A 12,419-nucleotide genomic window follows, 5' to 3' on the forward strand; every position below is an offset into this window, starting at 1 on the left:
CCGAGTCCGGGAGGGATCACCTCGCGGCCCTCGAACGGAGCTGCCTTCCTGCCCTCGGACGAGGTGGAGTGTCCGCAGACCAGGCAACCCAGGGGTGCGGAGCACTCGCCCGCCCGGCAGGACCAGCGGCAGCCACCACCGGCGGAGCCGGGACGGCGCCCAGTCGCGCCCCCGCCCCAGAACCAGCCCCAGGGCCAGCTCCCGCCCCGGAACCAGCCCCCGTCCCAAGATCAGCCCCCGCTCCAGAACCAGCCCCCGCCCCCGGACCGACCCGTGCCCCCGGACCGACTCGTGCCCCCGGACCATTCCCCGCCCCCCGACCAACCCCCGCCCCCCGACCAGCCTCGCCGCCCCCCTCCGCCCCCCGCCCAGGTCCGTTCGCCGTCTGCCCAGAGGGGGGCTCAGCCCTCTCCACTTTCCACCGCAAGCACTGGCGCAGGCCCCCTTCCTTCCCGGCCCGGCCCGCAGAACCGCCCTGCGCGGTCGTCGGCGCCACCGCCGCTCCCGGCTCCCCGCCGCCCGGCCGAACTGCCCCCCGCCCACACCGCTCTCGTCTGCGTCGCGCTCCCCGGCCTCGCCATCTCCACGGACCAGGGACAGCTGACCGGCCGTGGTCTGGAGGGGTTCTACCGCGCGGGCCGACGTGTGCTGTCGCGCTGCCAGGTCCGCGTCGCCGGGCGCGAACCGACCGCGATTCAGGCCCGGACGACCGCGGCGGACCGCGCCCGCTTCGTCGGAACGCTGCGCGTGTCCCCCGGCGCCGGTCCGGACCCGGATGTGGTGGTCGAGCGGACCCGGCACGCGGACGGCAGGGAACACATCACCCTCCGCAGCGCGGCCGCCCGCCCGCTGCGGCTGCCGGTGGAGGTGGCCCTCGGTACGGACCTGGCCGACCTCGGGGCGATCGCGTCCGGCCGCGCGGGGCCCGAACTGCCCGCCAGCGTCCACGACTCCGGCCTGCGATGGTCCGGGCCGGGCGGCAGCGCCTCGGTCACGGCCGATCCGGCGCCCACCGACGCGTTGGCCTCCGCGGGATTGCTGCGCTGGGATGTGGAACTACCCCCGGGCGGCGCGGCGAGCCTGGAACTGCGCGTACAGGTCGAAGGGGCGGGACCCCCCCTCCGGGCCGCGGGGCGCGCGGCGACGAGCCCCTTGGCCACCGCACGGGCGACGGGCGACCATCCCGGTGTCGGGGCGCTGCTGCACACGAGCGTCGAGGACCTCCAGGCCCTGCTGTTGCGCGACCCGGCCCACCCGGCCGACACCCACCTGGCGGCCGGAGTGCCCTGGCGCTGCGGCATGGCGCCGGCCGAGGCGCTCGCCGCCGCCCGGATGACGCTGCCCCTGGGCACCCGCCTCGTGGCGGGCACACTGCGCACCCTCGCGCGTACCCAACTACCGGGCCCCGGGGCTCTGTCCGGCGTGATCCCCGGCCCGCGCCGGGACGCCGGACCGCATCTGCCGCCCAGTTGTACGGGCATGGAGGCGACCCTGCTCTTCCCCGTACTGCTCGCGGAGGCCCGCCGCTGGGGTCTCCCCGAGCGGGAGACGGAGGAACTGCTGCCGGCGGCCGAGCGCTGCCTGTCCTGGCTGCGCGCCGCCGTGGGCGACGGGACGTATCTGAGCGACCCGCACCCGGTCGGCCCCGTGCGCTGCGAGACGCAGGCCCACGCCCACCGCGCGGCACTCCTCGGTGCCGACCTGCTCGACGCGTGCGGCCGGCAGGGCGGCGTCGAACTGCGGCAGTGGGCCGGGCGACTGCGGACCGCGTTCCGGCGGGAGTTCTGGATCGAGGACCTCGGCGGCGGCCGACCCGCGGCGGCCCGCACCCCCGACGGACGCCTCGTGCCACACCTCGGTGCCGCGGCCGCCCACCTCCTCGACACCGGGCTGCTCGGCGCAGGCGACCAGGCACCGGGGCTACTCGACCGGGTGCAGACCGAACAACTCGCCCGGCTGCTCGGGAGCCCGGCGCTGGACTCCGGATGGGGCCTGCGCGGACTGGGCGTGCGGGAGGCGGGCCACAACCCGTTCGGCCACCGCGCCGGTGCCGTACGGGTCCAGGAGACGGCCGTCGCCGTCGCGGGCCTCGCGGCCGCCGGCTACGAGAAGGAGGCCGGTTCGCTGCTGCGCGGGGTCATGGCCGCCGCCGAGACCTTCGGCCACCGGCTCCCCGAGATGTACGCGGGCGAGCAGCGCACCGACGGCAGTGCCCCGCTTCCCCATCCGGCGGCCTGTCGTCCCGCGGCCACGGCGGCGGCCGCCGGGGTTCTGCTGCTGACCACCCTCGCGGGCGTCCGCCCCGACGTCCCGGCCGGCACGGTCACCCTGCGCCCGGTGCGCAGCGCGCCCCTCGGCGAGGTCGGGCTGACCGGACTGAGGATCGCGGGCGTCCCCTTCTCCGTACGGGTCAGCCGACTCGGTCTCGCCATGGTGGAAGAGGCGGCCGGGGGACTGCAGCTGAGGACGTGACCTCGGACGACACACCATCCGGCAGCGACCGGGACTGACGCGCGAACACCTGACGGACCGCAGTGGATCAACCACCGATACGGCCGACGAAGGGAGTGTTTATCGTCAGGCAGACGACTATGATCGCCGCATGCCCTACGACCCGTCAGCCTTCCCGCCCTTCGCTGTCACCGTGGACCTGGTCGTGCTGACCGTGCGTCGCCATGCCCTGTGCGCGCTGGCGGTGCGCAGGGGCGAGCCGCCGTTCCAGGGACGCTGGGCACTCCCCGGCGGCTTCGTACGGGCCGACGAGGATCTGGCACAGGCGGCGGCGCGAGAGCTGGCCGAGGAGACCGGGCTGCGCGCCCACGACCCGTTCGTCCCCGTGCAGGACAACGGCGCGCACCTGGAGCAGCTGGCGACCTACGGCGACCCCAAGCGCGACCCCCGGATGCGCGTGGTCAGTGTCGCCCACCTCGCCCTCGCCCCCGACCTGCCCGCCCCCCGGGCGGGAGGCGATGCCAGCAACGCGCGCTGGGCCCCCGTCGAGGAACTCTTGCAGCACAGCGGGTACGGCCGCGACGGCGAACCGGTCGCGCCGCTCGCCTTCGACCACGCCCAGATCCTGGCCGACGGTGTGGAGCGCGCGCGTTCCAAGATCGAGTACTCGTCGCTGGCCACCGCCTTCTGCCCGTCCGAGTTCACCGTCGGCGAGCTGCGCCGCGTCTACGAGGCGGTGTGGGGTGTGGCGCTCGACCCGCGCAACTTCCACCGCAAGGTGACCGGCACACCCGGCTTCCTCGTCCCCACCGGCGGGACGACCACCCGTCAGGGCGGGCGTCCGGCCCAGCTCTTCCGCGCCGGTGGAGCCACCCTCCTCAACCCCCCGATGCTGCGCCCCGAGGTGTGACGCCGGGACCCGCCGGACGACCGGACGCCCGGCGCGGGACCGCATCAGGAACCGGCCCTCTGTACGAGCGGCGAACAGAGCCCCGAAGCACCGCTCGCCCGGTGCGGAGCGGGCGTTGAGATGCCTGAAAAACCGGACATAGCGCGCTATCTTGCTGTAGGTGATCCAGGCCTTCGGACTGACCAGCGACTCCCGCAAGGACCTTCCGCCCGCTGTCGACGATCTCTCCTTCGAAGCGCGCGCAGGCCGTGTCACCGCACTCCTCGGAGCGTCGGGCGCGGGAAAGACGACCGCGCTCAGGCTGATGCTCGAACTTCAACAGGGTCGTGGCATCACCTACTTCAGAGGCCGCCCCCTGCACCGCATCGCCCACCCGTCACGGGAAGTCGGCGTGCTGCTGGGCGACGTCCCGGGCCACCCCGCCCGGACCGTGCGCGGGCATCTGCGCATGCTGTGCGCCGCCGCGGGCATCCCGGCCCGGCGCGCCGACGAAGTCCTCGAGGTGGTCGGCCTCGTCAGCCTGCGCGACGAACGGCTGGGCAACCTGTCGCGCGGCATGGATCGCCGCCTCGGCCTGGCCTGCGCGCTGCTGTCGGACCCCCACACACTCGTGCTCGACGAACCCGCCGACCAACTCTCCGCCCGCGAGTGCCACTGGCTGCACGGCATGCTGCGGGCCCACGCGGCCCAGGGCGGCACGGTCCTGCTCACCACGGCCGACCCCAAGGAGGCCGCACGCATCGCCGACCGTGTGGTCACCCTGGAGCAGGGCAGACTCGTCGCCGACCAGGACGCCGCGGAGTTCGCCCGTACCCGGCTGCGCCCCCGTGTCGCCGTCCGCACCCCCCACGCCGCCCGCCTCGCCGCCCTGATCGCCAAGGAGGCCCGCACCGCCCACCGCTCGGTCGAGGTCGTACGGGAGGAGGGCAATCGGCTGTCCGTGTACGGGAGTACGTGCGCGGACGTCGGCGAGACCGCCTTCCGCCACGGTGTCCTCGTTCACCAACTGGCCGACGAGGTGGGGGACATGGGCCCGACGCCAGGACCGCCCCCGCCGGAGACCGCACATGAGTCCGCGGACACGCGACCGGATGCCACGCCACCGCAATCCGCCGGGGCTCCCACAGCCGGCGACACCGGCTCGCACACCGGCCCGCCCGCCGACGCGCCCGAGAGAGAGGAAAGTGCTCAGTCAGGCGCACACTCCACAGCAGCGCTCAAGGCCAGCGATCCACCGTCCCCCCTCCCACCCCCCATCTCCGTACGCTCCGCCCCCAGCCCCCTGCGCCCGCTGCGCTACGAGCTGCGCCGCGCCGCCGGAATCGGCACCGGTTTCCTCACCGGGGCCGCCGTCCTCGTCACCTCCGCCCTCACCGCCGTACTGCTGGCCCGGGTCGGACACACCCCCCAGCCACGTCTGCTGGCCGCGTGGCCGCGGGAGCTGCCGCTGCCGCCCGCAGCCCTCGGCGCGGGACTGCTCGGCGCGCTCTCCTTCGGGGACGAGTTCCGCCACCCCGCCCTGGCGGCGGACCGCGGCACCGTGCCCCGCCGCCTGGGGCTGCTCGCCGCGAAACTCGTCGTCACCGCGGCCACCGCGCTCCTGCTGGCCTTTCTCACGGTGGGCTGTGACGCCGAAGTGCTCTATCTCGTCTACGGGCAGGAGCTCACGGAAGTTCCCGGCGACTGGCTCGCGCTGAGCGCCAGTTGGGCCGGGCTCGTGGTCGGGTGCGCCTGGGCCGGTCTGCTGGCCGCGGGCGTCTTCCGGTCGACCACGGCCGGGCTCGCCGCGGTGGTGGCCGTTCCCCTCCTCGTCGTACCGCTCGTACAAAAGGCCTTGGAGGGGCCGTCCGTGCGGAACACGGCCGGGTTCTCGGTTCGGCTGCGCGAGGTGTTCCTGACGCAGTGGCCCTTCGGCGGAGAGCGCTGGCTGACCGCCGTCGCGCGCGTGGTCGCCCAACCCGTCGGCAGCGCGCTGACGTTGTCGCTCACCGCCCTGCTCTGCGCGTATGTGCTCACGACCCTGCGGAGCAGGGTCCGATGAGGCCGTCCGCTCGCTCCCGGTCCCGCTCTGCGCACAACTTCCCAGGGAAAGCCCATTTCTTTCCGATAAGGCGTCAATTGCGACGGGGTGAGCGATCACCCTTTCGTGTGCTTTTCACCAAAGACCTCAAGGGAGTTGGAGAGGGCGCCGACAAAGGATCCGTGAGTACCCTTGCGCACACCATGATGACCGCCGCCCGCTCCGCAGACTCCGGCCTCGCCGGCCCGGGCGAACTCGACCGCTATCCCTACGTGGACGCCCCGAGCGCCGACCGTGTCGGAGTCCCCTCCTGGGACGGCACGGACCCGGAACTGGGCCGCGTCGGCCGACGGGCCGCCGGCAGCCGCGGACGCGGACTGCACGGCCAACTCGTTCAGCAGCTCGGACAGATGATCGTCTCCGGCGACCTGGGCGCCGACCGTCCGCTGGTGCCCGAGGAGATCGGCCAGCGTTTCGAGGTCTCCCGTACCGTCGTCCGCGAGTCGCTCCGCGTCCTGGAGGCCAAGGGCCTGGTCAGCGCGCGCCCGAACGTCGGCACGCGCGTACGCCCGGTCAGTGACTGGAACCTTCTCGATCCGGACATCATCGAGTGGCGTGCCTTCGGCCCACAGCGCGACAGCCAGCGCCGGGAGCTGAGCGAGCTGCGCTGGACGATCGAGCCGCTCGCCGCCCGCCTCGCCGCGGGCCACGGCCGGGAGGACGCCCAGCAGCGGCTCACCGACATGGTCGAGATCATGGGCCACGCCATGGCTCAGGGGGACGCGCTCACCTTCTCGCGTGCCGACGCGGAGTTCCACTCCCTGCTCATCCAGCTCGCGGGCAACCGCTTGCTGGAGCACCTTTCCGGGATCGTGTCGGCCGCCCTCCAGGTCTCCGGTGGCCCGGTCGCCGGCTGCGACCGGCCGAACGAGGCGTCGCTGGGACACCACGGCCGGATCGCCGACGCCCTCGGTGCCGGGGACGGCATGGCGGCCGAGACGGCCATGCGGCACCTGCTCACGGTCCACCCCGAGGTGGAGCGCGTGGTGCCCGCGCCGCGCGAGCACTGACCGCGCACCACGGGCGGAGCGGCCGGGAACGCATCTCCCTACCTGGGGGCATCGCCCGGTCGGCGCGCCGCCTCCTGTCGGACCCCGCAGTATCCTCAGGGATCTTGCGGGGTCCGACGGCACGACATGGCGGCGCACCCACCGAAGTGTCCAGGTCGAGGCTGCATCTGGCAGGTTATGTCCGTGTCTGACAGATTTTGATCTCTTACGGGATGTGACTCGGGCCACGCGGATTGGGCGTAACGCTCGTGGAAACAGCGCGATGACCTAAGAGGTGACAGCCGCGGAGGGAATACGGACGCCGTTCAAGGCGCTGTGCATCTTCCCGGCCCCCGCCCGCGCCGTCGGCCCATCCCCAGGCCGGTGGTCGGCTCCTGTCCGTCCTGGACGGGGCCGGAAGCCGTTTTCCAACGTTCCGAGAGGTTGTTCGTGTCGGCCAGCACATCCCGTACGCTCCCGCCGGAGATCGCCGAGTCCGTCTCTGTCATGGCGCTCATCGAGCGGGGAAAGGCTGAGGGGCAGATCGCCGGCGATGACGTGCGTCGGGCCTTCGAAGCTGACCAGATTCCGGCCACTCAGTGGAAGAACGTACTGCGCAGCCTCAACCAGATCCTCGAGGAAGAGGGTGTGACGCTGATGGTCAGTGCCGCGGAGCCCAAGCGCACCCGAAAGAGCGTCGCAGCGAAGAGTCCGGCCAAGCGCACCGCCACCAAGACGGTCGCGGCGAAGACGGTGACCGCCAAGAAGGCCACCGCCACCGCCACCCCGGCGGAGCCCTCCTCCGAGGCCGCCGTCGAGGACGAGTCGCCCGCCAAGAAGGCCGTTGCCAAGAAGGCGACGACCGCCAAGAAGGCGACCGCGAAGAAGACCGTCGCCAAGAAGACGGCGGCCAAGACGACGACCGGCAAGAAGGACGACGCCGAGCTGGTCGAGGACGAGGCCATCGAAGAGGTCGTCAAGCCCGGCGAGGAGACCGAGGGCACCGAGAGTGCCGGTTTCGTGCTCTCCGACGACGACGAGGACGACGCGCCCGCCCAGCAGGTCGCGGCCGCCGGCGCCACCGCCGACCCCGTCAAGGACTACCTCAAGCAGATCGGCAAGGTCCCGCTGCTCAACGCCGAGCAGGAGGTCGAGCTCGCCAAGCGCATCGAGGCCGGTCTGTTCGCCGAGGACAAGCTGTCCAACGCCGACAAGCTGGCCCCGAAGCTCAAGCGCGAGCTGGAGATCATCGCCGAGGACGGCCGCCGCGCCAAGAACCACCTGCTGGAGGCCAACCTCCGTCTGGTGGTCTCCCTGGCCAAGCGTTACACCGGCCGCGGCATGCTCTTCCTGGACCTCATCCAGGAGGGCAACCTCGGTCTGATCCGCGCGGTCGAGAAGTTCGACTACACCAAGGGCTACAAGTTCTCCACGTACGCCACCTGGTGGATCCGTCAGGCGATCACCCGCGCGATGGCCGACCAGGCCCGCACCATCCGTATCCCGGTGCACATGGTCGAGGTCATCAACAAGCTGGCGCGTGTGCAGCGCCAGATGCTCCAGGACCTGGGTCGCGAGCCCACCCCCGAGGAACTGGCCAAGGAACTCGACATGACCCCCGAGAAGGTCATCGAGGTCCAGAAGTACGGCCGCGAGCCCATCTCGCTGCACACCCCGCTGGGTGAGGACGGTGACAGCGAGTTCGGTGACCTCATCGAGGACTCCGAGGCCGTCGTCCCGGCCGACGCGGTCAGCTTCACGCTTCTGCAGGAACAGCTGCACTCCGTCCTCGACACCCTGTCCGAGCGCGAGGCCGGCGTGGTCTCCATGCGCTTCGGCCTCACCGACGGTCAGCCGAAGACCCTCGACGAGATCGGCAAAGTGTACGGCGTCACGCGCGAGCGCATCCGCCAGATCGAGTCCAAGACCATGTCGAAGCTGCGCCACCCGTCTCGTTCCCAGGTGCTGCGCGACTACCTCGACTAGATCGCGGCAGCCCGACGTCGAAGGCCCGGTTCCCCGAGTGGGGGCCGGGCCTTCGTGACGTCCGAACGACCGGCCGTCGCGGTGCGGACCACGCTTCTCTGCATGACCCTGGGTGTCCGATCGACATCCCGGAGTGAGGAGCATGCATGCGAAGTCGCATTGCCGGGGCGCTGGCCCGGCCACTGGTCCTGGCGGCCGTCGCAGCGGCCATACCACTGGCGTCCGCCGCCCCCGTGGCCGCCGACAGCATCGTCGTCGGGGGTTTCCCGGTCGATGTCTCCGAGAGTCCGTGGGCGGTGGCCCTGGCCAGTCGTGACCGGTTCGGTGGTACGCGTGCGGGTCAGTTCTGCGGCGGTGTGGCCGTCGGCCGCTCGACCGTGCTCACCGCGGCCCACTGCCTGGACGAAGGCGTGCTGGGCGGTCCACCGGACAGCGTGTCGGACCTCAAGGTCGTCGCGGGGCGTACGGACCTTCTCTCCGCGCAGGGGCAGGAGCTCTCCGTGCGCGACACGTGGGTGAACCCGGGGTACGACGGCGTGAGCAACTCGGGGGACTTCGCCGTGCTCACCCTGGCCGAGCCCTTGCCGCAGGGCTCGGCTGTCGCCATGGCGGCAGCCGGTGATCCGGCGTACGCGCCGGGGACAGGGGCTGTGGTGTACGGCTGGGGCGACGTCACGGGCGGCGGTGACTACGCGCGCAGTCTGCGGGCCGCACCGGTGCGGGTGCTGGCCGACGCGCTGTGTGAGCAGGCGTATCCGGGCAGTACCGACGGGACCTATCTCGCCGACACCATGCTGTGCGCGGGCGAGGTGGAGGGTGGCCGCGATGCCTGTCAGGGGGACAGCGGAGGGCCGCTGGTCGCCCAGGGGAAGCTCATCGGGCTCGTGTCCTGGGGGAGCGGCTGTGGTCGTGCGGGCAGCCCCGGCGTCTACACGCGTGTGTCGGACGTGCTGCGGACGCTGGGCTGGGGGCGTGTGGTCGGGAGCCGTGAGACGGCCGCCGGCGAGGGCTGACGGCCTCCTTGGGTACGAGTACGGGCGGGTGCCCCTGTGGGAGCAGGGGCACCCGCCCGTAAACCGGCCTGTGCCGGGGCTGGCTCGTCGTGGAACGCGAGTGTCAGCGCTCTTCTTCGGAGGCGTTGTTCGCGGGAGCGGCCGTCAGTCGCTCCGTCTCGTCCTGTATCTCAGCGGCGATCTTCTTGAGTTCCGGCTCGAACTTGCGGCCGTGGTGGGCGCAGAAGAGCAGTTCTCCGCCGCTGAGCAGCACGACGCGCAGGTATGCCTGGGCGCCGCAGCGGTCGCAGCGATCGGCGGCCGTCAGCGGGCTCGCGGGGGTCAGAACAGTAGTCACGTCGCCTCTTCTCTAGCTCGACGAGCTGTCGTACCAGGGTCAACATCCAACCAGCCCGAAAACGTTCCCGCTCGTGGCCTTTTCTGGAAAAAAATCTCTCCGGGCGGCTGTCTGCTGCCGGTTGGCGGCGAATGTGCCGTATTGCGTGTCTATGTGTCTTACGGGTTCGCGCTGTCGGTCGGGGGGTCTGTCCTTCCGGCTGGCTTGCCGGTTGTTCATGAGGACGTGCCCGGAGCCTAAATGGTTCATGCCCCGAAGGGAACGTGATATGTACTTCACTCCATCGAGGGATCGAACATGCATGCGACGCTGGACTAGTGTGAGTTCGGACGAGGGTGGCGTTACATCGGCTCTACCAGGCCTCGGTACCCTCTGAGCGGCGACCGAAGCCGCGCCCTTACCCAGAAGGGCCCCACTTGAAATTCAGCGAGGAGCGAACCGCGTGACCGCCGAGACGTCCGTGCCGTCCACAGCGCTGCTGGCAGGAGCAGACCGGGACGGTTCCAACTACACCGCGCGGCACCTGCTCGTCCTTGAAGGGCTCGAAGCCGTGCGCAAGCGCCCGGGCATGTACATCGGGTCCACGGACAGCCGTGGCCTGATGCACTGCCTGTGGGAGATCATCGACAACTCCGTCGACGAGGCCCTGGGCGGTTACTGCGACCACATCGAGGTGATTCTGCACGACGACGCCTCCGTGGAGGTCCGGGACAACGGCCGCGGCATCCCCGTCGACGTCGAGCCCAAGACCGGCCTCTCCGGTGTCGAGGTCGTCATGACCAAGCTGCACGCCGGCGGCAAGTTCGGCGGCGGCTCGTACGCGGCCTCCGGTGGTCTGCACGGCGTGGGCGCCTCCGTGGTCAACGCGCTCTCCGCCCGGCTGGACGTGGAGGTGGACCGCAGCGGTCACACCCACGCCATCAGCTTCCGGCGCGGCGCTCCCGGAGCCTTCGCGGGGATCGGCGCCGACGCCAAGTTCGATGCCAAGAGTGGCCTGCGCAAGACCAAGAAGATCCCCAGGACCCGCAACGGCACACGGGTGCGCTACTGGGCCGACCGCCAGATCTTCCTCAAGGACGCCAAGCTCTCCCTGGTCGACCTGCACCAGCGCGCCCGCCAGACCGCGTTCCTGGTCCCGGGCCTGACCATCGTCGTCCGCGACGAGTACGGTCTCGGCGAGGGCGGCAGCAAGGGCGAGGAGTCGTTCCGTTTCGACGGCGGCATCAGTGAGTTCTGCGAGTACCTGGCCAGCGACAAGCCCGTCTGCGACGTCCTCCGTTTCTCCGGTCAGGGCAGTTTCAAGGAGACCGTCCCGGTCCTCGACGACCACGGCCAGATGACGCCCACCGAGGTCACCCGTGAGCTCGGGGTGGACGTCGCGATGCGCTGGGGCACCGGCTACGACACGACACTCAAGTCGTTCGTCAACATCATCGCCACGCCCAAGGGCGGCACCCATGTCGCCGGCTTCGAGCAGGCCGTCGCCAAGACCATGAACGAGGTGCTGCGCGCCAAGAAGCTGCTGCGTGTCGCCGAGGACGACATCGTCAAGGACGACGCCCTGGAGGGCCTCACCGCGGTCGTCACCGTCCGCCTCGCCGAGCCGCAGTTCGAGGGGCAGACCAAGGAGGTCCTCGGTACGTCCGCGGCCCGCAGGATCGTGAGCACAGTGATCGCCAGGGAGCTCAAGGCGTTCCTGACGTCCACGAAGCGGGATGCCGCCGCGCAGGCGCGCGTGGTCATGGAGAAGGCGGTCTCCGCCGCCCGGACGCGCATCGCCGCCCGTCAGCACAAGGACGCACAGCGCCGCAAGACCGCCCTGGAGTCCTCGTCGCTGCCCGCCAAGCTCGCCGACTGCCGCAGCGACGACGTGGACCGCAGTGAGCTGTTCATCGTCGAGGGGGACTCCGCGCTCGGTACGGCGAAGCTCGCGCGGAACTCGGAGTTCCAGGCGCTGCTGCCGATCCGGGGCAAGATCCTCAACGTCCAGAAGTCGTCTGTCACGGACATGCTGAAGAACGTCGAGTGCGGGGCGATCATCCAGGTCATAGGGGCCGGCTCCGGCCGCACCTTCGACATCGACGCGGCGCGCTACGGCAAGATCATCATGATGACCGACGCCGACGTCGACGGCTCGCACATCCGGTGCCTGCTCCTGACGCTGTTCCAGCGCTACATGCGGCCCATGGTCGAGGCGGGCCGGGTGTTCGCCGCGGTGCCGCCGCTGCACCGCATCGAACTGGTCCAGCCGAAGAAGGGCCAGGACAAGTACGTGTACACGTACTCGGACCGCGAGCTGCGCGACAAGATCCTGGACTTCCAGAGCAAGGGGGTCCGGTACAAGGACTCCATCCAGCGGTACAAGGGCCTCGGTGAGATGGACGCCGACCAGCTGGCCGAGACGACCATGGATCCGCGGCACCGCACCCTGCGCCGGATCAACCTCGCCGACCTGGAGGCCGCCGAGCAGGTGTTCGACCTCCTCATGGGCAACGACGTGGCACCCCGCAAGGAGTTCATCTCCGGTTCGGCTGCGACGCTGGACCGGTCGCGCATCGACGCGTAGCCAGCGCCTTCGGCTCTCCCCGGTCGCTGGGGCGGGCCGACTGGGAAGGAGGCTCGGCCGGGCCGCGCTCACAGGAGGCGGGCCAGG

Annotated in this window: 8 protein-coding genes; 7 read left to right on the forward strand and 1 reads right to left on the reverse strand. The window is 71.2% G+C overall.

Going from position 1 to position 12,419, the window contains the following annotated elements; all coding sequences use genetic code 11:
- The first annotated feature begins 528 nt into the window (after positions 1 to 528).
- The 6 genes from QQS16_RS29915 (at position 529) to QQS16_RS29940 (ending at position 9,429) form a co-directional block, all read left to right on the forward strand.
- Entirely contained in the window at positions 529 to 2,472 is a 1,944-nt protein-coding gene (locus QQS16_RS29915) for a glycogen debranching N-terminal domain-containing protein (RefSeq protein ID WP_286066502.1), read from the forward strand.
- Between the two features lie 130 nt (positions 2,473 to 2,602).
- Entirely contained in the window at positions 2,603 to 3,361 is a 759-nt protein-coding gene (locus QQS16_RS29920; RefSeq protein WP_286065155.1) for an NUDIX hydrolase, read from the forward strand.
- A 160-nt stretch (positions 3,362 to 3,521) separates the two neighbouring features.
- Positions 3,522 to 5,402 carry an ABC transporter ATP-binding protein gene (locus QQS16_RS29925; RefSeq protein ID WP_286065156.1) on the forward strand — a complete coding sequence of 627 codons (1,881 nt, stop codon included), beginning with the start codon at positions 3,522 to 3,524 and terminating at the stop codon, positions 5,400 to 5,402.
- Between the two features lie 161 nt (positions 5,403 to 5,563).
- On the forward strand, positions 5,564 to 6,451 hold the full coding sequence (locus tag QQS16_RS29930) for a FadR/GntR family transcriptional regulator (protein WP_286065157.1): 888 nt from the start codon (positions 5,564 to 5,566) through the stop codon (positions 6,449 to 6,451).
- Between the two features lie 429 nt (positions 6,452 to 6,880).
- The gene (locus tag QQS16_RS29935) at positions 6,881 to 8,416 is read left to right on the forward strand and encodes an RNA polymerase sigma factor (protein ID WP_286065158.1); all 1,536 of its coding nucleotides are present in this window, start codon (positions 6,881 to 6,883) and stop codon (positions 8,414 to 8,416) included.
- 146 nt (positions 8,417 to 8,562) lie between these two features.
- Complete coding sequence (locus tag QQS16_RS29940) at positions 8,563 to 9,429, forward strand: serine protease (protein WP_286065159.1); 867 nt, start codon at positions 8,563 to 8,565, stop codon at positions 9,427 to 9,429.
- Between the two features lie 103 nt (positions 9,430 to 9,532).
- Here QQS16_RS29940 and QQS16_RS29945 read toward each other — a convergent pair whose 3' ends face one another.
- Complete coding sequence (locus QQS16_RS29945) at positions 9,533 to 9,766, reverse strand: DUF7455 domain-containing protein (protein WP_286065160.1); 234 nt, start codon at positions 9,764 to 9,766, stop codon at positions 9,533 to 9,535.
- 442 nt (positions 9,767 to 10,208) lie between these two features.
- Here QQS16_RS29945 and QQS16_RS29950 point away from each other — a divergent pair, with 442 nt between their 5' ends.
- Entirely contained in the window at positions 10,209 to 12,332 is a 2,124-nt protein-coding gene (locus QQS16_RS29950) for a DNA gyrase/topoisomerase IV subunit B (RefSeq protein ID WP_286065161.1), read from the forward strand.
- The last annotated feature ends 87 nt before the right edge of the window (positions 12,333 to 12,419 follow it).

The sequence above is a fragment of the Streptomyces sp. ALI-76-A genome (assembly GCF_030287445.1).
Taxonomy (GTDB): Bacteria; Actinomycetota; Actinomycetes; order Streptomycetales; family Streptomycetaceae; genus Streptomyces.